Here is a 22,184-nt window from a genome sequence, read left to right as displayed (position 1 = left end):
ACAGCGAGAACACTTGCACGAAAAAAGGAAAAGGTGTACCTTTGCCGTTGTTCAGGTGCCCTGTTTGCCAGTCGGCCGACAGGGTGAAAAGGGAACGGGGTGAGAGTCCCCGACAGACCCGCTGCTGTGAACTCTTTTATACGTTTCATGACATGCTGCATCCACTGTTTCGTCGGGCGAAACGGGAAGGACATGAAACGCGAGTAAGTCAGAAGACCTGCCTGTGACATAGCCGTACGGACTCCGGGGACAAGGGGATGACGGTGGGAACGTAATAAGAAAGATACAAAATTTTAGATGCCGGAGAAACAGGGCTTCTTTTAGAAAAAGGAGGCCGGGACTTTTTCGGCCCGGAAAATAAATGCAATATGATACAGACAGTTGTTAAAAGGGACGGGCGCATCGTGGGTTTCAATGCTCGGAAAATCGGGGATGCCATACGCAAGGCCATGGTACACACCGAGGCCGGTGAGAATGAAGAGCTGATTCATTTGATATGCGAACACGTGACGAACCGTGGCAAGGCACAAATGACGGTGGAGGAGATTCAGGATGCCGTGGAAATGGAATTGATGAAAAGCCGCCGTAAGGATGTGGCGCAGAAATATATCGCTTACCGTAACCAACGCAGCATTGCCCGCAAGGCCAAGACACGTGACATATTTCTGGAAATCATCAATATCAAGTCTAACGACGTGACTCGCGAGAATGCCAACATGAATGCCGATACGCCGGCCGGCATGATGATGAAGTTTGCCAGCGAGACCACCAAGCCTTTCGTAGACGACTACCTGCTGAGTGAAGAGGTGAAAGAGGCGGTCAAGCACAACTATCTGCATATCCATGACAAGGATTATTATCCCACCAAAAGCTTGACGTGCGTGCAGCATCCGCTCGACTACATCTTGAAGCATGGTTTCTCTGCCGGACACGGGGAGTCCCGTCCGGCCAAACGTATCGAGACGGCCAGTATTTTGGCCTGTATTTCCATGGAAACGGCACAGAATGAGATGCACGGCGGCCAGGCTATTCCTGCGCTTGATTTTTATCTGGCTCCTTTCGTGCGTGCCAGTTTCATCGAAGAAGTGAAGGTCTTGGAGGAGTTGAACGCCGAAGACTACTCTCTTTTATATCATAAGGAAGTGGACGACTTTGTCACTCGTCCTCTGGATGGCCTGACCGGCGACGCACGTATCCTCCAGCATGCGATGAACAAGACTGTGGCCCGGGTGCATCAGGCTATGGAAGCCTTTATCCACAATATGAATACCATCCATTCCCGTGGGGGGAATCAGGTGGTGTTCAGTTCCGTGAACTACGGTACGGATACCTCGGCCGAGGGGCGTTGCATCATCCGCGAAATCCTGCGTAGTACTTACGAAGGGGTGGGCAACGGCGAAACTGCCATCTTTCCGATTCAAATCTGGAAAAAGAAGCGGGGCGTGAGTTATTTGCCTACCGACCGCAATTACGACCTTTATCAATATGCCTGCAAGGTGACAGCCCGTCGTTTTTTCCCGAACTTTATTAATTTGGATGCCACGTTCAACCGGCATGAACTGTGGCGTGCCGACGACCCGAAACGTTACCTGTATGAAACGGCTACGATGGGTTGCCGTACCCGCGTCTTTGAAAACCGTTTCGGGCCGAAGACTTCTATCGGACGGGGAAATATTTCTTTTTCAACCATCAACATCGTGCGTCTGGCCATCGAGTGCATGGAGATTGTAGATGAAGAAGAACGTATCGCTCGTTTCTTTGCCAAGCTCGACCACATGTTGGAAATCACGGCCCGTCAGTTGCATGAGCGTATGGAGTTCCAGAAGACAGCCTTTGCCAAGCAATTCCCGTTGGTGATGAGTGCGCTTTGGTTGGGATGCGAGAAGCTGAAGCCCAACGATACGATAGCTCCGGTGATTAACCAGGGGACGTTAGGCATCGGTTTCATCGGTTTGGCCGAATGCTTGGTCGCTTTGACCGGCAAGCATCATGGAGAGTCGGAAGAGGCACAGCAGCTCGGCCTGAAGATCGTGACCTATATGCGCGACCGTGCTAACGAGTTCTCGGAACTCTACCAACATAATTACAGCGTGTTGGCCACTCCGGCTGAAGGATTGGCCGGAAGGTTCACCCGGGGCGACCGCAAGCAGTTCGGCGTTTTACCGGGTATTACCGACCGTGAGTATTATACCAATTCCAACCATGTGCCGGTGTATTACAAATGCAGTGCCCGTCATAAGGCCGAAATTGAGGCACCCTATCACGACCTGACACGGGGCGGCCACATCTTCTACGTGGAAATCGACGGGGATGCCACCCATAATCCGGAAGCCATCATGCGCGTGGTGGACATGATGGACAAGTATAATATCGGCTACGGGTCGGTAAACCACAACCGTAACCGTTGCATGGCTTGCGGGTATGAGAATGCCGAACCGGAGATGAAAGTGTGTCCCAAATGCGGCAGTGGGCATATAGACCGCCTGCAACGCATTACCGGTTATTTGGTCGGGACGACCGACCGTTGGAACAAGGCCAAGTTGGCCGAACTGAATGACCGTGTGGTGCATGAAAACCGATAAACGACGATGATTTCAGTCATAAAGATTGTTGAGGACACAACGGTGGACGGACCGGGATTCCGTACGACGGTGTATGCCGCCGGGTGTCCCAATGCCTGTCCCGGCTGCCATAATCCGCAGTCGTGGGACATCGGGGCCGGAATCCTGATGACGACGGAGGAAATCATGCAGGTCATCCGGCCCGATGAGTTTGCGGACGTGACGTTCAGCGGTGGCGACCCGATGTTCCAACCGGAAGGATTTGCCGAACTGGCAGAAGCCGTGAAACGGGAGACCGGAAAAAACATCTGGTGTTATACCGGTTATAAGTTCGAACGGTTGCTGCACGACCGGTGGCAGGCTGAATTGCTGCAATACATTGATGTGTTGGTGGACGGGCCATACGTGGAATCCTTACGCGACCGTGACGCGTTGTTTCGCGGTAGCCGCAACCAACGGCTGATTGACGTGCAAGCTTCTTTGCGCGAGGGCGAAGTCGTTTTGTACGCGCAATGAGATAATAGGGCTGCATTCTAATACGCATCCCGCCACGTTCTTATCGGGGGCGTGGCGGGATGTGGTCGTTTATAGATGGGTATGGGAACAGAGTTGTTTTACTTTACCAATACTTTGTTTCCTTTGATGACGTACATGCCTTTTTTCAACCCGTTCAGGGCTTGTGATGCTTGTACGTTTTGTCGCACGAGCTGCCCGTTGATGGTGTACACGTCCACAAGGGAATCTTCCGTTGCTACTACTTCCTTGATGCCGCTGCCCGAGGTCGTGTTCACGTAGAGTGCTACGGGCTGTTGCCCGTTGGTGTAGCAGGCGAAACGGGGCGATGAAGCGTTGTATTGGATGGTGCGGCTCTTGTAGGCGTTGTTCTGTATGAAAGCCTGTCCGCCGCTTACGGTGATGGTCCACTGTGCGTTTTTGCTGCCGGCCTCGCCTGAGTTGTGCAGCTTGTTTTTGTCTGAAGTCAGCGACAGGTAAGCTTTTGCGGTGGCATCATACAGGGTGTAGGCACCTTCCTGGCCGCCGAGGATGACTTGGAACGGCTGTCCGTTGCCGTTTACTTCCGTGCGGATTTGGCCTGTTTCGATGGTAACGTCCTCGCAACTCCTGAAATCATTTTGAATGGCTCCCATGGCCTTGTTCTTGTCTTCGCACACTATCAGGTAACGTTTGCCTATTTCAAGTGCGTCTGTCGAATTTACTTTTTTGAACGTCTGTACGCCTTCGTCCGGAAGGGTGCTGACAATCGTGTAGGTCGCGCTTACCGTTTCGCTAATCTTGTCCTCTTTCATGGCATAAGCCTCGATGGTGGTCGGTTCCGTGATTTCCACATAGACGGGCGATTCTTCCGTGCGCAGGCTTCCGCCATTGAGGGAATAGACTATGTAAGCAGCCGGGGTGGTGGTGCTTATCGTGACCGTAGTGCCTTTGTCCACGCTGCCTGCAGACGGCGTGAAGGTGGGATTGGCCACGTCATCGGGGTTCGGAGGGGTCACTTCACCTCCACCGTCGTAATTGTCGGGGTCGAAAGGAATGCCGGTTTTGCTGCCCCATACATATTGTTCCAGTCCGGGGAAGTCGATATAGGGGTTGCGGTTCTTCTGTATTTTATACACCGCATTGTTGCGGGCAATCTCTTTAGGGCTTACGGGGTCTTCGGCTGCCCAACGCAGCAGCATGTCGAGTGCCCATTTGGCATAGGCCGGATAGCTGTTGTGAGCCAACATGTCGCTGTTCCATGTGGCGATGCGGTCTTCATAACAGGTGGCCATATAGAAGTAGGAACGTGCGAAGTCGCCCTTATATTCATCGTCGGGTTCAAACACGGTGCCGCTGTAACCCGGAGACGTGCATTTGCCAAGCTTGCTGTATCCGCCATTGGATTTATATTGTTCTCCATTGGTCTCGCCGAAAGGGTAGTTGCCACGTCGGTTGTTCACATAGCCGTCTGTAGGATACAGGTGGAACAAGTCGGTGTACATCGGACTGGCGTCGTTAAACCAACTTTTGGGGAATGAGTGTTCTCTGTTGTAACAATCTCCTTCATTCTTGTAAGTGCCGCATTGGTCACTGGTAAAAGTGAAATCTGTGGTAGAAGAGTACATGTCCCATACTTTTCCGTCTTCTCGCCGGTCGGTACTTTGCATGTCGGTCCACAGTTGCTTGTAGCTTCGCGCCGTATGGTCGGTGATAATCCGGTACAATGCCGTTTTCAAGGATTGGCCCTTGTAGCCTGTGGCATCCGTGTAATAGCCGGACGGAGCTTGTGCCCATAATTGGATGAGGACGCATAGGAGCGTCCAGGAAGTAAATAGTCTTTTCATGACTTATGGTTTTTATGATTTAAATGTAAAAGTATGGAATAAAGTCATAGAAGAGTACGGCGTACAGCGTAATTTATGTTAAACTGCGTGCGGAAAGTTCCGAAATAACCTTTAGCTCGGACATTTTGTAAACCAATCGTATTTTCTGCAGGATGGAATAAGAAAGGCCGCCTTTTCGGGGCGGCCTTGGGTATGCGGATATTGCCGGATGATGTCAGTCGCGGTTGGCGCGTTTGCGTTCCGTGTGGTCAAGAATGATTTTACGCATGCGCATGCTCTTGGGCGTTACTTCCACGTATTCGTCTTCACGGATATATTCCAAGGCTTCTTCCAAAGAGAGGATGGTGGCCGGCACGATGCGGGCTTTTTCATCGGAACCCGAAGCGCGCATGTTGGTCAGCTGCTTGCTCTTGGTCACATTCACCACCAAGTCGTTTTCGTGGATGTGCTCCCCTACGATTTGCCCTGCATAGACTGCGTCCTGCGGTTCGATGAAGAACTTGCCTCGGTCTTGCAGGTTGTTGATGGCGTAGGCGAAAGCCGTTCCGCTTTCGAGGGCAATCATAACCCCGTTGCTGCGACGGCTGATGTCGCCTTTATATGGTTGGTATTCTTTAAAACGGTGGGCCATGATAGCTTCGCCCTGGCTGGCCGTGAGCACGTTGGTGCGCAGCCCGATGATGCCGCGCGAGGGAATGTCGAATTCGATGTCCACGCGGTCGCCCCGTGTTTCCATTGAGGTCATTTCACCTTTGCGGCGGGTCACCATGTCAATCATCTTGCTGGAGAACTCTTCGGGCACGTTGATGGTCAGTTCCTCGATAGGTTCGCAACGCTGTCCGTCGATTTCCTTGTAGATGACTTGGGGTTGCCCTACTTGCAATTCGTATCCTTCGCGTCGCATCGTTTCGATGAGCACAGAGAGATGGAGCACGCCGCGTCCGGCTACAATCCAACGGTCGGTGTACCCGTCCGGCATGGAAACGCGCAGGGCGAGGTTCTTCTCCAGTTCTTTTTCCAACCGTTCGTTGATGTGGCGGCTGGTGCAGAACTTGCCTTCTTTGCCGAAGAACGGCGAGTCGTTGATGGTGAAGAGCATGCTCATCGTCGGTTCGTCGATGGTGATGGTGGGTAGCGGTTCCGGGTTTTCGTAGTCACAGATGGTGTCACCGATTTCAAAATTCTCCAAACCTACGATGGCACAGATGTCGCCCGATGACACTTCGGTGGCTTTTTGCCGTCCCATGCCGGTAAACGTATGCAGTTCTTTGATTTTGGTCTTTTCACAGCTTCCGTCACGGTGGCAGATGGTGATGTTCATGCCCTCTTTCAGGGTGCCCCGGTGTACGCGTCCCACAGCGATGCGCCCGGTATAGTTGGAATAGTCCAATGAAGTGATGAGCATCTGGGGCGTGCCTTCTAACTGTACGGGTGCCGGAATGTGTTCTACGATTTGGTCGAGCAGGTAGAAGATGTTGCCTGTCGGGGTTTTCCAGTCCTCGCCCATCCAGTTGTTTTTGGCAGAGCCGTAGATGACGGGGAAGTCAAGTTGGTCTTCCGTGGCGTTCAGGTCGCACATGAGGTCGAATACCATTTCGTATACTTCTTCGGGACGGCAGTTCGGCTTGTCTACTTTGTTGATGACCACGATGGGCTTCAGTCCGATTTCGAGTGCCTTTTGCAACACGAAACGTGTCTGGGGCATCGGGCCTTCAAAAGCGTCCACCAAGAGGATGCAGCCGTCGGCCATGTTTAACACGCGCTCTACCTCTCCGCCGAAATCGGAGTGTCCCGGAGTGTCGATTATATTGATTTTCGTACCTTTATAATTAATGGAAACATTCTTGGATAGAATGGTGATACCGCGTTCACGTTCCAGTTCGTTGTTATCCAACATCAATTCGCCTGTCTGTTGATTTTCGCGGAACAGGTTGCCCGCCAACAGCATCTTGTCCACCAACGTAGTCTTTCCGTGGTCTACGTGGGCAATAATAGCAATGTTTCTAATGTTCTGCATACTTTTTACCTAAAATAATATGGCAAAGTTACTACAAATAATTGGAAAAGTGCGGAATAGGGGCAAAAAAATGAAAGAAACTTTTGGCGTAAAGGGAAAATGTAGTACCTTTGCAACCGCTAAGAGTATTAATGGTTTTAAAAACTTAATTTTATGTATTTAGACTCAGCTAAGAAGCAAGAAATCTTTGGACAGTACGGGAAGTCTAACACTGATACTGGTTCGGCAGAGAGCCAGATTGCATTGTTTTCATACCGTATTTCCCACTTGACGGAGCACATGAAGCAGAACCGTAAAGATTATAGTACTGAAAGAGCTTTGACTATCATGGTAGGTAAGCGTCGCGCTTTGTTGAACTACCTGAAGGCTCGTGATATCGAAAGATACCGCGCCATCGTCAAGGCTTTGGGCTTGCGTAAGTAATTCGCATGCCGCACTGAAGATTTTAACCGCTTTCCCTTGTGGAAGGCGGTTTTTTTTATAATCTGTAAAATGGCTCTTATGGGTAAGCTTTCTAACAAATGGGCAGGAGGAGTGTTGTTGGTTGTGTGTGGTTGCTTCTTGATAGATAAAGGGGTACATTGGGGCTTTGAACGAATGTTGGCCTGTATGGAGAGTGAGATGTTAGAAGAACCGGATTCGGTGTTGGTATATTTGAAAGGGAATTGGCGTTGGAGTCAGGATTTTGAAGAAAGTACTGCGGCACGGTATGCATTGATGTATGTGGATGCCTTATACCAGACAAACCGGATTGTGGACGATTCTGCATTAAATGTGGCTTGTAGTTATTATATGGGGCAAGGTAATGATGACGAATCACATCGTTTGGTTGCACAATTATATTATGGAATCAGTTTGTACCAGAAGCATCGTGAAAAAGAGGCCTTGCCTTATTTGTTGGAAGTTTATGAATCGCGTGAACGTTTGATGATACCCGGAAGGGAAGTACTTTTGCTGAGTTATTTGAAGTCTATCTATTATCGGAGTGGGTTATATGAAGAAGCAAGAACCCGCTTGGGGATGATAGATTCTATACCTATTGTAAATAACAAGGTTGTGCCGGGGGGAGTGCAGGCTAAAGACATTGCTGTGGCGGAAATGAGATACGAACAGGAGAAAGAACGAAGGGCGTATTGGCAGTGGGGAATGGCGGTGGTTTCTTTTCTGTTCGTGGTTATTCTGTTGACTTTTTATTATGCAGTCCGTAAGAAGTTGCGCGAACGGGAACTGATGGCTGAGATATTGGGATATACCCGGCGGATTAATGAATTGGATGCCCGTTCGGAAGAGAATGAAAAGGTGCAGAAAGAAAAGGATTTGTTGTTGGAGCGGATAAAGTACAATGAAAAGTTGTTGTTTTCCACAAAAAACCGATTAAAGCAGAGTGAAAACAACCATTCTCAAGCTGTGCGGAAATTTGCTGCGGCCATGTTGGTGAAGAACTATCTGTCAAAAGACAAATCCCGTTATGGAGATCGGGCTTTTGATTATCGTTTTCTTGTGGAGGGATATGATGAATTGGGTGATGCGAATCATTCGTATTGCCAGTCGGTGCTAAAAGAAAACCCATCTTTGACTTCTCGTGAAATATTTATTTGCATACTCCGCCATGAAGGTTTTGTGGACAATGAGATTGCTGGTCTTGTTGGGGTGTCGGCTTCGACTTTTAAAGTCATCAAGAGCCGTATGGCATCAAAAGCAAAAGATAAATAGTGGATTTGTATGGGAAATAGGTTACATTAACGTGAAGGTTTTTTTTGCTAACTTTCTGATTTATTTTATTCTGAGATGTTTTTTGCTGTAACTTCCTATTTGCTTGGTTCTCGTAGGTGTTATACTTTTGCATCGGATTCACAATGGAGGGTGTGGATTAATTTTAATCATTAATTTTAAAATATAAGTGATGAAAAAGTTTATAATGAGTGTTGTTGTGTCAGCTGCTATGTGTGGATGTGCAAGCAATGATGATGTAGAAGGTAAAATGAATAATTCGTTTGTTTCGGATGTTGTACCCAAGGAAAATTTAGAGAAGGCGTATATGGATTTGGCGAATAAAATAGATGAAGTAAATGCCGAATTTCAAGTGGGGAAACGTTCGTTAAAAGAAACTTATTTGGTATATTCTACGGTGAAAGCAGATATGGATGGGATTATGGAAGTCGGATTGGATTTTTTGCAGGTGGATGGATAGGAGGTTTTTCTGGTATGGTACCTGGATATGTTACAGGTGGACTTATTGGTGGGGCGGCACTTTCTGCCATACATTACATCGTGAATAAAACCGACAGCCAAGTGATTCCCAATGACGTATATTCTATGGTGTTACCTGTATATGCTCCAGAGGATAGTGTAAGTGTAAAGGTGGATTCATTAGGCTATTATCATAATTTGATTGTAAACCAGATTTATGATGCTCGTAATGCATTTATTAGAAATGACCTTTCGGTGAATAAAGATGCACTTATAAGAAAAGTAAATTCTTATGCCCATGTTTATGGGTTTTGTGAAAAACGCATGAGCCAGAATGAAGTTAAGGAAATGTCGATTTTTGCGGAACAAATAGATTCTATTCAGAAACTCTATTTAATCCAGAAGATTGATGAAGAAAAAGTTTGTGAAGCTTCGTTGGGGGTACTCCAACAACATGTAAAACTGGATGAATGTGATATTAATGAAATACGGCTGATAAATCAAAAAGTACTAAAAAAATGTTCAGAGTTAAATCCGGAAATGATTCCTGTTTATGTAGAGAGAATTCAAGAAATGATAGATAAAAGTCCTGTTGTCGGAACGTCTAAGGCTAAAATGAAGTCTGCTGTGGTTTTTATGGGCAATAGTGCAATGTGTGTATCAAGTAAGGAGTAAATGAAGCTGTTTTTGTATTTGTTGTCTGAGTTTTGTTTTTGCTTCTATTTGGCTACCGTAGGTTTCCTGTTCCCTTATTTGCCTATGATTATATGTTTGGCCTTGTTGTTATTGCTGATAATGTGGAAGATGGGTTGGAGGCGTGTCCGGGTTTTCCATTGGATATATATGCGGAAGTTTGGGGCGTGGGATCGTAGGTTTGCAGTAGGAATTGTTTTATGTGGTATGGTGTTATTGGGTGTTGAATGGAGTATGGTCGGCCTGACTGCTCAGGACTGGTTGGCGATGTCATTCCTGTTGGTTTCCGTTGTTAGTTATGCTTTATCCTATTATGTGCCCTGAAGTTCATTTTGTCCCGTTGCGGCAGATTTTAACCGCTTTCCCTTGTGGAAGGCGGTTTTTTTTATTACTTTCGCACGCGAACCAGAAATTTAATTTTATATTATAATATAGGAAATGAATAAAATAAAGAATTATTTGCCGGACGCGTTGGCTGTGGTGTTGTTCATCGCGATAGGCTTTTTGTATTTTTTCCAACCCGTGACAGAGGGGTTGGTTCTTACAGGGCACGACCATAGTGGAGGTGTCGGTGCAGGAGTGGAAATGCAAGAGTATTATCAACGTACCGGGGAGCGGACACGTTGGACGAATGCCTTGTTTTCCGGAATGCCAACTTATCAAATGGCACCGAGTTATGATTCTACCGACACTTTGGTCGGTTTGCAGAAAGTCTACCAGTTAGGACTGACCGGTGTGGCCATGTATGTTTTCGTCATGTTGTTGGGCTTCTATATCCTGCTGCGCGCGTTTGACTTCAAGGTATGGATGGCTGCGTTGGGTGCCATACTGTGGGCCTTTTCTTCTTATTTCTTTATTATAATAGGTGCCGGACACATTTGGAAAGTAATGGCTTTGGCTTATATTCCGCCCACGATAGCTGGTTTGGTGTTATGTTACCGTGGTAAATATTTGTGGGGTGGGGTGGTAACGGCTTTCTTTTTGGCTTTGCAAATCATGTCCAACCATGTGCAGATGAGTTACTACTTTTTGCCGGTAATGGGATTGATGGCTTTGGCCTATCTGGTTCAGGCTGTGAAAGAAAAGAAAATGGCCGGTTGGTGCAAGGCTACCGGAATGTTGATTGTGGCCGGGCTCCTTGGGGTGGCTATCAATTCATCCAACTTGTACCATACCTACCAATATAGTAAGGAAAGCATGCGAGGAAAGAGTGAATTGGCATATAAAAACAAGCAGGACCCCGGCAACCAGACAAAAGACGGGTTGGAGCGTGATTATATTACGCAATGGAGTTATGGCATCGGGGAGACATGGTCGTTGCTTATCCCTAACGTAAAAGGAGGTGCTTCTCTACCATTGACTGCCAGTGAGAAAGCCATGGAGAAAGCCAATCCGCAATATACACCTGTTTATCAAGCCCTGACACAATATTGGGGGGAACAGCCAGGTACGAGCGGGCCGGTGTATGTGGGTGCTTTCGTGATGATGCTGTTCGTCTTGTCCCTTTTCGTACTGAAAGGCCCCATGAAATGGTGCCTGTTGGCTTTGACGGTGCTTTCCGTGATGCTTTCATGGGGGCGTAATTTCATGGGGCTTACGAATCTCTTCCTTGATTATGTCCCGTTGTATGACAAGTTCCGTGCTGTGGCTTCCATTCTGGTTGTGGCTGAGTTCACCATTCCGTTGTTGGCTATGTTGGGGCTGAAGGCCTTGTTGGAACAGCCGGAATTGCTGAAGGCGAAACTTAAATATGTATATGCCAGTTTTGCCTTGACGGGAGGCTTTGCGCTCTTGTTCGCTTTGATGCCTGATGTATTTTTCGGCAATTATATTTCTACGGCAGAAATGTCCATGTTGCAGGATGCTACGGCCAAAGGGTATATTCCCGGCGACATGTTAGGCGGCATATTGGGTAATTTGCATGAGATGCGTAAGGCCGTAGTGGTAGCCGATGCCTGGCGTAGCTTCATTATCATAGCGATAGGTTTATTATTGCTTTTGGCTTATAATGCCAAAAAAGTCAGTGGCGGCGTGTTGGTCAGTGCCGTGTTCGTGTTGTGTTTGTTTGATTTGTGGCAGGTAGACAAGCGTTATTTGAATGACGGGATGTTCAGCGAGCCGGTGTCGGCTGCCACGAATGTGGTGCCTAAGACACCGGCGGATGAGTTTATCCTGCGCGATAAGGACAAGGATTACCGTGTGATGAACCTGGCCGGAAGTCCTTTCAATGAAAACAAGACTTCTTATTATCATAAAAGTATCGGTGGTTACCATGCGGCAAAACTTCGTCGTTATCAAGAAATGATAGAGGAGCATATCGCACCAGAGATGGGAAAATTCGCTCGTGCCGTGGCTGCTGTTCGTGGCGATTTGTCAAAAGTGGACGGGGATACGATATTCCCGGTGTTGAATATGCTTAACGTGAAGTATGCCATTATGGGGCAAGAAGGCGGGCAGACTTTCCCTGTGCCCAATCCTCATGCAAACGGCAACGGGTGGTTTGTGAAGGAGGTTCGTTACGTGACCAGTGCCGATGATGAAATTTTAGGTTTACATCAAGTAAATCCGAAAGGGATAGCGTTGGTTGCCGGTAAATATAAGGGTATATTGGGTGTGGCAGAAGGAAGCCAACCGGTGGATTCTGCAGCAACGGTGAGGCTAACCTCATACGATGCCAATGCTTTGGTGTATGAAGTCAATTCGTCGAAAGGAGGAGTCGTTGTCTTTTCTGAGATTTATTATCCCGGATGGCAAGCCACAGTGGACGGTGAACCGGTGGAAATCGCTTGTGCCGATTATATCCTACGTGCCATCAAGGTGGCTCCCGGAAAGCATACGGTGGCTTTCAAGTTTGACCCGAAGAGCCTGCACGTGACAGAGACGGTGGCCAATGTCTCTTTGGTTCTGTTGATGTTGGGTATGCTTTTTTTGTTGGGACGTGAGGTTTGGAAAAGGAGGAAAGAGACTCAAAAGTAAGTTTTGTGGTTTGAAGTTAAGAACTGAGAGAAGAAGCGGAGATGGTTTTGAGAAAGATAAGAAATCATTTCCGTTTTTCTTTTGGTGTAGGAGTTTAATGATGATTGACGGTGGTGGGGATTTGGGGAGGTTAAACGGGTGTTTTTTGGAAATTGATTTCATTCCGTAGATACCAAAAAGAAACTTGTAAATCGCTTCTAATTCGTCTTCTTCTTTAAAAATTTGTATTTTTATTGCATATTTATACTGTTAGTTTGTCTTTTGATAAATTTCTTTCCATTTTTCTTTTGTTTTAGTGTTTTTATATATAAATTTACAGCCATAAAGTTGAAAGTCTAAATATCGGGATTTAGAAAAAGGTTGTTGCGATATATCAATAAGAAGAGTATAATCTATAATTATTAATTAAAAATATCAGTATGAGGAAGATGTTTACTTTGGAAATGAAAGACTATCTGATGAGGATGGTTCTTTTTGTGGCAGTGTGTATGGTGGGTGTTGGAGGATTGAAAGCTGCCCCCGGATTGTCAGCTGATGATCCTTTGATCTTTGAAGGTGGAGAAGAATATGATGTTTCGGGAAGTTATTTTAAAGATTTGTATGCTACGTTTACGGCTCCTTCGGACGGAGTATTGACTTTGACATTTGATAGTACCGATCCTTTGGATTTATATACGGATAATACATATCAAACGATGGTGGAGCCACGTCTTGTTTACAATAATGGGGTTTGCGAATTGGAAGTAAAAGCCGGGATTACTTATTATTTTCACCGTTCTTTTATGTTGAGCGCACGAACCATTTCTGTGGAATTTGGAAAGGAAGCTGTTGCTTTGAAGTTACAACGAGTTTCTCCAACAGAGGGTGAGACATTGTTTGTTTCCAATGCTACAGTAAGTTTCACTTTCAATAGGGATGTTAAAATGGATGGGGCTACTCTTACAATTGGAGGAAAAGAAAAGTCTATTGATGCGGTTTCGACATCGTCTTCTGTACAATTTGACCTATCTGCCATTATGATGGAGGCATACAATGATGGAATCCTAAAGGAAGGAGATGATATGCTCTTAACTTTGAAGGGAGTACGGAATGCGAATAAAGAAAGTGATATTTATGGAGAAGACGGGACTTGCTCCTTGGCTTTAAAAGCAGCAGCAAAACCTGTGGTTCTAAACAGTTCTGTAAATACGCCTGGAAATGGAATGGATATATTTCATTCTTATATTATGTCTGGGGACGAGAATGTTGTACAGTTGAATTTTGATGGTGCTTTGGATACAGAGAAGAAACCGGTTGCAACATTAATATATGGGGATATAGAAGCGGAGAATGGTTTTTATCAAGAAACCTTAGATGCGCAATTCTTAGGTGAAAATACTGTAACTGTAGATTTGAGCGGAAAATCGCGTCGGCATAAAGATATGCTGCCGAACTATTCCGGCGCTGCCTTTGGAACTATTTCTTTGAAAATTGCAGGGGTGTATGCAGCTGACGGACAACCTGTTTATTCTGGTGCTCAATCCTCAGTAGGTTCTTGTACGTTTCAATATGCCTATGAGGAAGTAAAGGTGGATATAGCTGTGGCTTTTGATGACTTGGCAGAAAGTAATTCTATTGACGGATTAGACTCATTAACAATTTGGGTTCGTGGTGATGAATACTTGCATTACACTGGAGTGCAGTTTGATTTTATGGTAAATGGTCAAGTTAATTCTATTGTAGAGAAAGATATTAAGAAAAAAGCGGATTCTGAAGAAGAAGGTGCCTGTATATTAAGAGTATGTGTACCGAAAAGTGATGCCGATGCCAATTCGGAGGTAAAGGTCAGCTTTGTTGGCCTTGAAGCAGCTGACGGCGGGGATTACTCCGCAGATTTTTCTGCTGTTTTCACAACAGTAGGAAACTTGGTAAATGTACCGGATTTGATACTCACTCCAGTGAGCGGTTCTACAGTGGAAAATATTAAAGAGGTATTAGTTGGTTGTTCTGAGGGTATTCGCGTGAATGCAGACAACAAGGAGAAAATACAGATATGGGATAGAATGCGGAACGTAGTAGCTACAGCGGTAAGTATGGAGCCTGTTATTCCTGAAGATGAGAAGGAAAATCCGGATTACATACCGACAGAAATAAAGGTGGTTTTTGATAATGAAGTGAAGCTCCCCGGAGCTTATATGGTGAATCTTCCGGCAGAGGCATTCGTTTTAGGAAATCAGACATCTATTTTAAGTAAGGCAACCCTTGTGGATTATATGATTATAGGGGAAGTTGCGAAAGATTATGTTCCGAGCGAAGTTGTAGCCGAGACAGAAGGAAGTACAGTGATAGGTTTTACGATAAAGACACCAGAATGGGTGACTTTGGATGAGAATTTTGACACAGAGAAAATCAAGATTTATAATTCGAATACTCAGGAAGAAGTTGTGGGTGGAAAATCGGTAAGTTATGCAGCAGCTTTTGAAGATTTTAGTATCGCATTGGAGAATCCTCTCACAGAGAAAGGTACTTATACGTTGTTTATTCCGGCAGAATTGTTTGGAAATGGTTCTTGGATTCCCGGTTCTACAGAAGGGTCTTGTAATCCGGAATTAACTTATACGATAGTTATAGACGAGAATGGGGTGACAGTCGGAGTAAATTCAGTATTGGCTGAAATTGGGACAAAAGTAACGGTGTACAATCTTAATGGTGTACGTGTGCTTTATAATGCAGACCGTGATGCATTGAAGGCTTTAAGAAAAGGAATTTATGTCGTGAATGGAAAGAAGGTGGTGATTAAGTAATCACTTTCTATAATTAAGGATACGATGGGGAGTTTTGTCGAAAGGCAGAACTTCCCATTCTGTTTTCTGAAATCTATGCAGTAACTTCCTTATGTAGGAGGATTTTCTTATTTTTGCAAAGAAAAATAGGAATGTATTAATCATAATAATAACGAATGAATTTAAAAAGACTTTTGTATGCGGCTTTGTTTTGGGGCGCAATGGTAGGCGGGCTTCAGGCGGGACACCCGTTGGTAAGGAAAATCGGTGAGATGCCCGTGCGTACTGGATCTCCTAAGATTCCGGTGGTATTGGTACAGTTCAAGGACAAGCTCATGAGTGAAACGGATCCGAAAGCGAGTTATACGGCACGTCTTTCGAAACCTGCCACGATTGAAGAAGTAGAATCCGGGAGTGGTACAGCATTTCAGTATTTTGCAGACCAGAGTGACGGTAAGTTTACGCCAGAATTTGTCGTAATCGGTCCTGTCACGTTGGACGAGAAGGCTGCTTATTATGGTGCAGATGGAAAAACGATGAAGGATGAGCACGTTGGGGAGATGATTACGGAGGCCATCCAAAAGGCGATAGGAACCGGTGAAGTGGAAGACTGGGCTGAATTTGATAGTAATTCCGACGGTCTGGTAGATGCGCTTTATGTACTTTATGCAGGAGAAGGACAGCATGCCCTTCCTGCTCAGACAGATTTGGTATGGCCGCATACATCATCCCTCTCTGAGCGTGGTTATACGAGTCCGGAAGTTGCAGGCTTGAAGTTTAACTCTTATTCTTGTACTAACGAAATGTTGAATGGGCAGTTAGATGGAATAGGGACATTCTGTCATGAATTTAGCCACCAGTTAGGTCTGCCGGATTTTTACCGTACGGACGGAGTTGTGGTATCGGAGTTTGCTATGGGGTCATGGTCTTTGATGGACTATGGTAGTTATGCACTCGACGGACGTCGTCCTGTGGGCTATCGTGCATTGGAAAAGGCCCATATGGGATGGATTGATTTGCAGGAGTTGGATGAGGCTACGACTGTGAAGAGCATGCCTTCTACGGATTGGGGAGGAATGGCTTTTAAGGTTGTGAATTCTTCTCCTTCAGCTAAGGGAAATGAGTATTTGGTGTTGGAAACGATAGATGATCGTGGATGGAATAAAAGTTGTTTAGGAAAAGGTCTGTTGGTGACTTATGTTTGTTTGCCAGATCCTACGGTGTGGGAGAATAATACAGTAAATAACGTCTCTTCATCGGCCTTCCGGGTGAAAGTTATTCCGGCAGATAACGCCCGTCCTTTGTTGGTGAGTGGAAAGAATGAGGCAGAATATGAAGCCAGTTTGATAGGAGATACTTATCCGTGGAACGGTAACGATGAACTTACGGATACTTCTATTCCGGCTACGGAAATGTCTTTTGGGCTTGCCGGGACGTTAGGGAAGCCTATTACTGATATTGTATATGACGAGGTATCCCAGACTGTTTCTTTTGATTTTATGGGGGGAAGTGAGGAACATGTGATTACGATAGTACCGAGTGTGCCTATGGATGAGAAAGTTGGTTATACTACATCGGGAGTTTGGTATCGGATGGATGGAGTACAAGTAGAAAAGCCCATGCGTAAAGGAGTATATCTTTATCGTGGGGCAGATGGTCGTATGATTAAGAGGTTACTTAAGTAACATTGTGAGTGGTAAAAAGCATGGCGTCCTGGAATCAGGACGCCATGCTTTTCATTGTCATTGAAAGGAGATTTATCGTTTCAATTGTAATTGACGGAAAGCTTCTACTGTCCCTTGTTTATTGCCGGCTTGGTCATAGGCTGTGACTACTACTCCGTCCATTTCTATTCCATCGGTGAAAGTGGAGTCCGCTGTAAAATTACATTCGTAACCCTCAGGAGTACATTTTAATGAACTTGTGTAGCTGATTTTACGCTTTTCCGTATCGAAGGAATAAATGGTTCCATCGGAACTGATACCGTTCAAGTAAATCTTGTAGCTATCCTGAAAGAAACCTAAATCTTCTCCCATTTTAAATGCAAAAGAATGTTCGTCGGTTTGTTGGGCTTTCAATACCAGATTCTCAGGCATGCCTGTTACGGAAATTGTTCCATTTGTATTCCTGTCTAGTGTCACATTGCATGTGGTAGGTTGGTTTCTACTGTTAATAAAATGGGCAGTCCACTCTCCCATCAGGTCGTCTACGCTGTATTGGTAAAGAGAGGTGGTGAACTGTTTGTTCATTTTCTCACAGTCGATGTTCACGGATGTATGACGTGGGAAGCCACTCAGGTTCTTTTTGAATGTGAATGTGATACCCTCTTCATTTTTTTCGTAACTAACCCAGTCTGAACTTATATTAACTGTGTACTCAAAAGCCGAAGTAACTGAAAGGGAAACGGCATTTATGGAATCTGTTGCATGGAGGCCTTCAGTTGCTTCTACACGAAAGAATCCCCCTTGTTGGTTGATAGGAATTTGCTTTTGTGTGCCGTCAGCGTATGTTATAGTTACGATTGCATTGCGTCCTTCGATATCCGTATTGTCTTCTACGGTCACGAAAATAGTATCGCCATCTTGTTTCAATCTGCACCAATTGTCTGAAGATACGGCTGTTGCATGTTGCCCATTCAGTAAAATATAACCTTCTGAGGCTGCAGCTTTGAAGTTGATGTCTACGACTGTTACTTGTGGCTTTACGGCTTCGTCGTCATCGCTGCAACCGGTAAAGAAACCGGTTGCAAGCGCACATAATATGATGCTTGTTTTTTTCATCTTCTTCTAATCTTTAATCTTTTTGTTTAAGTTTTATTTCGCTGTATGTGTTCAACACACCGAGTTGTTCGCTAGCTCGGTCTTCACCCTTGAATGCGTAGAACACAAAGCCATTGATAGATGATTCAGAGATACGGCCATTGTCCGTGAATTCAAGAATACGTGGTGTCATTTGGGTGGTGTAGCTGACGATACCGGCCTTAGGCATTAGGTACATGTTACCGGCATTTTCATCCCAAGGGCACAAATGAATGTACGCATCCATTTCACCCTCTTCTTCCGTCGACAATACGACCATGTCCAAATATTGCGTGCGAAACTCAATCATACCCGTAGTACGGTTATATACAGCCTTTACCTTAAATTTCAGGTTTAATGCGCTGATTTGGGTTTGGAGAGTGTCTGTATTTTCCAACCGGGTAAAACTTACGGTTTCAACAGTATCCTTTTGACCAAAGTTGTAAGTATATTCCAAAGTCCATTGGTGTTCAGTATAAAATTCTATAGGAACATAATCTGTTGGTCTCACATATTTCAGTTCGACAGAGTTGTCACTTGTGCTAGTGAAAGATTTGGTTTCATTGTCCCATACGAAATTATCGCATTCCACTCCATTGACGGTAGTAGGGCTGTACAGTCGAATACCTTTGTCTGTGTATGCAAAGGAAACTTTGCGTTTCGTTGTTTCTCCATTGCTTGCCGTTTCGCTGAATGTGATAACATTCTCTTGCGAGAAAGCAGATGGGGTGAAAGTTGTTTCCCCTTTAAAACCAACTAATGTGCCGTATTCTTCGCTTTCGGTACGTATTTTATTGCAAGCTGCGATATAAGCGTCCCAATCGACATCATTAGCCAATTTGGTCATGTGCATGATAGTGCCATGCTTCTTTCCTTTTAGTGTAACCTCATTTTCCCTAGCGTCAGTGATAACGAATTCAAAATCTCCGGCATATCCGTCTACGTCAAGGCCTCCTTTGGGTTCGCTCCAATAATGTATGAGCACGTTGTAGGTAGAGAAAGACAAAACGGGACCTTGGTCTGCAATGAGCGTGAATTTAGACGTGACCCGTTCTCCGGCCTGTGTTTCTGTTTTATCGTTGAAACCTTGTACCTTGGTGTCGGACATGATAGTCACGTCTTCGCCTTCAAATTTCATGAGCATCGTCACACCGCCGATGTCATGGCTTTTACCGCCTGGATAATATTCCAGTTTCCATCCGTTCGTGGCACTGGTGAGCAATGCCTGATAATTGTCCAGTGCCTGGTTGGTGCGGTTGGTGGATGAGTCTTCGAAGATGTCATCTTCGCTGAACAGGCAGGATTGCAGTGTGAATGCCGCCAAGCAAATCAAACTCAATATGCTAAATCTTTTCATTTTGTTTACTCATTATAGGTTTTCCAAATCAAGGTCTTTTATCTCTGAGGTTCTACGTAGTACGACACTTCTGAGTTCGTCGATGTCGATGTTCCAAGAGTTTTGCAAATAGCTCTTTACAATTTCAAACTTTTGGTTGATTAGCTTTGCGCCTTTTTCGCCGCTTTGTTGCAATAGGCTCTCCCAATATGTCTGGTCATTTGTAATATAAGTAGAGATGATTTCTGCAAAGTCTTCATCCGGTTGGTCCATGGCGTAAGGGGTCACGAACCCTTTCCGGTTAGCTGTACTGTCAGCCTGCTCGTTCCATTGGGCACCTACGTATTCGGATGGAGTAATCTTTTCAAAGTCCGTGCTGTAAGGCTTGGTCTGGTGCAAGATATGAGAGAATTCGTGGTGCATGGTGTGGAAGTAATATGCGTTCAGCACTTCCGGGTCGTCTATGTTGTTCTCTATCGTGTTGATGTTATAGAGGATTACCTTTAAGCCGCCTTCCGCTGTTCCCAAAGTACTGGTCTGTGTGTCTGCGTCGTATGCAGCAGAGCCGACGAAAAGGATTTGTTTGGGGACGTAAGTCCTCATGAAATTGATGCCTGCGATTTCATCGTATGCTTCCAACCATACATATTTGATGATTTGAGCCATTATTTTGGATTGGTTCAACCCGGCAGGTGCGAGGTCATAGCTCATATCGGTTTCTATGTCTTCCCATTTATATTTTATTTCTATATTATAGGGGGTTACATAGTTCTTCATCAACCATTTGTCAAACTCGTTGCGTGCGGGTGCTTCAGTATCGAATATGCTTTGGTCTTCTATCTTGTCATCATTACATGATATGGCAGTCAGGCTCAAAGCGAACACTAATAGATAACCTATATATTTTTTCATTTTTTCCTTATTTAAATATATGAATTATTTATTTCTCGGGTTAGGGGTTAGGCCGGCACCGATTACTGTATTCGGGATTTGTAAAGCGCGACGTGGGTCGTCAACTTTCATTTCATCGGTTACGGTAATGATTTGCTTCTCTACCGTTCTACGATAAATCGTAATGCCGTATCGTTTGATGTCCCCCCAACGCAAGCCTTCGTGAAGTGTCAGGATACGGCGGGCATGGAGGATGAAATGAAGCATGTTTTCTTGTGTGCCCGGTTCTATTGTAAAATCAGGATGCAATTCTTTTTTGACGGTAGGCTTCTGCGGAGTATAGTAATCCAGTTTACCGTAGAAGTCATTAATGCCTTGCTCTGTAAGCGCCACTTTAGACGTCGTATAGCTATTCTCCCAAATCTGCATGTCGGCAATAGCTTTGTCATACTCTTTTTTCATGGTATAGGCTTCAGCACGTATCAGCAAGGCTTCGTCTGTGGTGAAGGCTGCCTGTACAATGTTGTAGTAACCTGTGTTGGCACTCGGATCTACGACCTCGAAGTAGAAAAAAGGGTATTTACGGAATACCACTTTGGGGATAGAAGTATAGTTGGCTGCGATTTGTTTGAGTGTAGTGCTACAATCTCCCCAAATACCTGTGGATTCGCTTGTTTCGTTTTTAGAGATTGTCGGGTTGTGTGTGTACCGGTTGGTTGTGGTAAGAGGGCCGTTGTACAATCCCCAATAAGAACGGGCTGTATACAACAGCAAGTTTGCCCGGTTACTAGCATCTACATAGGCATCGGGTTGCAGGTCATCATTCAACGACAAACTTCCGAGGGTTCCCCAATCACGCATTACTAATGCAGGGTCGTTGCCTAAGACTTTGGTGGCATATTCTATCGCCTTGTCATATTGGCAATAGTACAAGTAAAAACGTGCGGCAAAGGCATAAGCTGCCTTGCTGTTGAAGTGGTACTTGGCTACCGAGTAGTTATTGTCATCAATCAATGGCAATCCGGCTTCAAGGTCAGCTGCAATATGCTCGTATGTCTTGCCGATGGTTTCGCGGTCATATTGCGGATTGACAGTTGTTTCCGGCAGTGTGCTGTAAGGGATACCTAAAGCGGTGTTTTTATTACTTTCGCTCCATGCTTCACAGAAGATATAACTGAGCATGAAATGTCCGTATGCTCGGCAAAGTAGGGCTTCGCCTCGCTGTGCAGACAACAAACTGGGGCTGATTCCTTCTGCCTGCAGCTTGTCGATAGCTTCTAAAGCTTGGTTGGCCGTGGCTATGGCTTTATAACAGGATGACCAATAAGTTACAGGCGAGTCGTTACCTGTTTCTTTGGTATCTTTCCATTCGTAGATTTCTCGGCTTAAACGGTCGAAGATTTGATATTTGGGACCATTGTCGTCCGTGTTGTCCGACGAAAATTCGGCTAATAAGTTCCAACTTGTGGTCGGATAGGCTGTAACTAACAGTTTGGTAATTTTTTCCGGGGTATCTAATTCCGTACGGTTATCGGGCATTTCGTCCAAAAAGTCGTTACAGGAAGATACGGTCAGCGATAATGCGGTAAAGGCAATTGCTGTATATTTGAAATTCATCATC

16 protein-coding genes and 1 riboswitch are annotated in these 22,184 nt (G+C 45.4%); of the genes, 10 read left to right on the top strand and 6 right to left on the bottom strand.

From position 1 onward, the window contains the following. The first annotated feature begins 36 nt into the window (after positions 1-36). A riboswitch (cobalamin riboswitch) is annotated at positions 37-239 on the top strand. Between the two features lie 129 nt (positions 240-368). After that, on the top strand, positions 369-2,582 hold the full coding sequence (locus tag E0E47_RS10760; protein ID WP_130893658.1) for an anaerobic ribonucleoside triphosphate reductase: 2,214 nt from the start codon (positions 369-371) through the stop codon (positions 2,580-2,582). A gap of 6 nt (positions 2,583-2,588) precedes the next feature. Then, positions 2,589-3,077 carry an anaerobic ribonucleoside-triphosphate reductase activating protein gene (gene nrdG / locus E0E47_RS10755; RefSeq protein ID WP_130893657.1) on the top strand — a complete coding sequence of 163 codons (489 nt, stop codon included), beginning with the start codon at positions 2,589-2,591 and terminating at the stop codon, positions 3,075-3,077. A 98-nt stretch (positions 3,078-3,175) separates the two neighbouring features. Here nrdG and E0E47_RS10750 read toward each other — a convergent pair whose 3' ends face one another. Next, positions 3,176-4,900: an endonuclease gene (locus E0E47_RS10750; protein WP_130893656.1), complete on the bottom strand. Its 1,725-nt coding sequence runs from the start codon at positions 4,898-4,900 to the stop codon at positions 3,176-3,178. 214 nt (positions 4,901-5,114) lie between these two features. Then, positions 5,115-6,917: a translational GTPase TypA gene (gene typA / locus E0E47_RS10745; RefSeq protein ID WP_130893655.1), complete on the bottom strand. Its 1,803-nt coding sequence runs from the start codon at positions 6,915-6,917 to the stop codon at positions 5,115-5,117. A gap of 19 nt (positions 6,918-6,936) precedes the next feature. Between typA and E0E47_RS17340 the strand changes: the two genes are divergently transcribed. The 8 genes from E0E47_RS17340 (at position 6,937) to E0E47_RS10705 (ending at position 17,223) form a co-directional block, all read left to right on the top strand. Further along, positions 6,937-7,080 (top strand): hypothetical protein, encoded by a 144-nt coding sequence (locus E0E47_RS17340; RefSeq protein WP_172604692.1) that lies wholly within the window; start codon positions 6,937-6,939, stop codon positions 7,078-7,080. Next, positions 7,071-7,340, top strand: coding sequence for a 30S ribosomal protein S15 (gene rpsO, locus E0E47_RS10740; RefSeq protein WP_008626566.1), 270 nt, complete (start codon positions 7,071-7,073; stop codon positions 7,338-7,340). The genes E0E47_RS17340 and rpsO overlap by 10 nt, the downstream gene beginning before the upstream one ends. A gap of 78 nt (positions 7,341-7,418) precedes the next feature. Continuing rightward, a complete protein-coding gene (locus E0E47_RS10735; protein WP_130893654.1) occupies positions 7,419-8,630 on the top strand; it encodes a hypothetical protein in 1,212 nt (403 codons plus the stop codon). A gap of 190 nt (positions 8,631-8,820) precedes the next feature. Beyond that, the gene (locus tag E0E47_RS10730) at positions 8,821-9,108 is read left to right on the top strand and encodes a hypothetical protein (RefSeq protein WP_130893653.1); all 288 of its coding nucleotides are present in this window, start codon (positions 8,821-8,823) and stop codon (positions 9,106-9,108) included. Positions 9,109-9,122: 14 nt separating this feature from the next. Then, positions 9,123-9,782, top strand: coding sequence for a hypothetical protein (locus E0E47_RS10725; RefSeq protein WP_130893652.1), 660 nt, complete (start codon positions 9,123-9,125; stop codon positions 9,780-9,782). Between the two features lie 456 nt (positions 9,783-10,238). Further along, positions 10,239-12,776 (top strand): YfhO family protein, encoded by a 2,538-nt coding sequence (locus tag E0E47_RS10715; protein ID WP_130893650.1) that lies wholly within the window; start codon positions 10,239-10,241, stop codon positions 12,774-12,776. Positions 12,777-13,195: 419 nt separating this feature from the next. After that, positions 13,196-15,559: a hypothetical protein gene (locus tag E0E47_RS10710; RefSeq protein ID WP_130893649.1), complete on the top strand. Its 2,364-nt coding sequence runs from the start codon at positions 13,196-13,198 to the stop codon at positions 15,557-15,559. 155 nt (positions 15,560-15,714) lie between these two features. After that, complete coding sequence (locus E0E47_RS10705; protein WP_130893648.1) at positions 15,715-17,223, top strand: M6 family metalloprotease domain-containing protein; 1,509 nt, start codon at positions 15,715-15,717, stop codon at positions 17,221-17,223. Between the two features lie 72 nt (positions 17,224-17,295). Here E0E47_RS10705 and E0E47_RS10700 read toward each other — a convergent pair whose 3' ends face one another. Genes E0E47_RS10700 through E0E47_RS10685 form a run of 4 tightly spaced genes read right to left on the bottom strand, consistent with a single transcriptional unit; the run spans position 17,296 to position 22,180 of the window. Beyond that, on the bottom strand, positions 17,296-18,318 hold the full coding sequence (locus E0E47_RS10700; protein WP_008626552.1) for a BACON domain-containing protein: 1,023 nt from the start codon (positions 18,316-18,318) through the stop codon (positions 17,296-17,298). Between the two features lie 13 nt (positions 18,319-18,331). Continuing rightward, positions 18,332-19,693 carry a DUF4302 domain-containing protein gene (locus tag E0E47_RS10695; protein WP_008626551.1) on the bottom strand — a complete coding sequence of 454 codons (1,362 nt, stop codon included), beginning with the start codon at positions 19,691-19,693 and terminating at the stop codon, positions 18,332-18,334. A gap of 12 nt (positions 19,694-19,705) precedes the next feature. After that, a complete protein-coding gene (locus E0E47_RS10690) occupies positions 19,706-20,584 on the bottom strand; it encodes a zinc-binding metallopeptidase (RefSeq protein ID WP_008626550.1) in 879 nt (292 codons plus the stop codon). Positions 20,585-20,608: 24 nt separating this feature from the next. Further along, positions 20,609-22,180, bottom strand: a complete 1,572-nt coding sequence (locus E0E47_RS10685) for a RagB/SusD family nutrient uptake outer membrane protein (RefSeq protein WP_040602733.1) — start codon at positions 22,178-22,180, stop codon at positions 20,609-20,611. Positions 22,181-22,184: the final 4 nt, after the last annotated feature.

It is taken from the genome of Paraprevotella xylaniphila YIT 11841, from assembly GCF_900683745.1.
GTDB lineage: Bacteria > Bacteroidota > Bacteroidia > Bacteroidales > Bacteroidaceae > Paraprevotella > Paraprevotella xylaniphila.
Note: the sequence above shows the minus strand (reverse complement) of the source record. Positions and strands in the feature narration are given on the sequence as shown.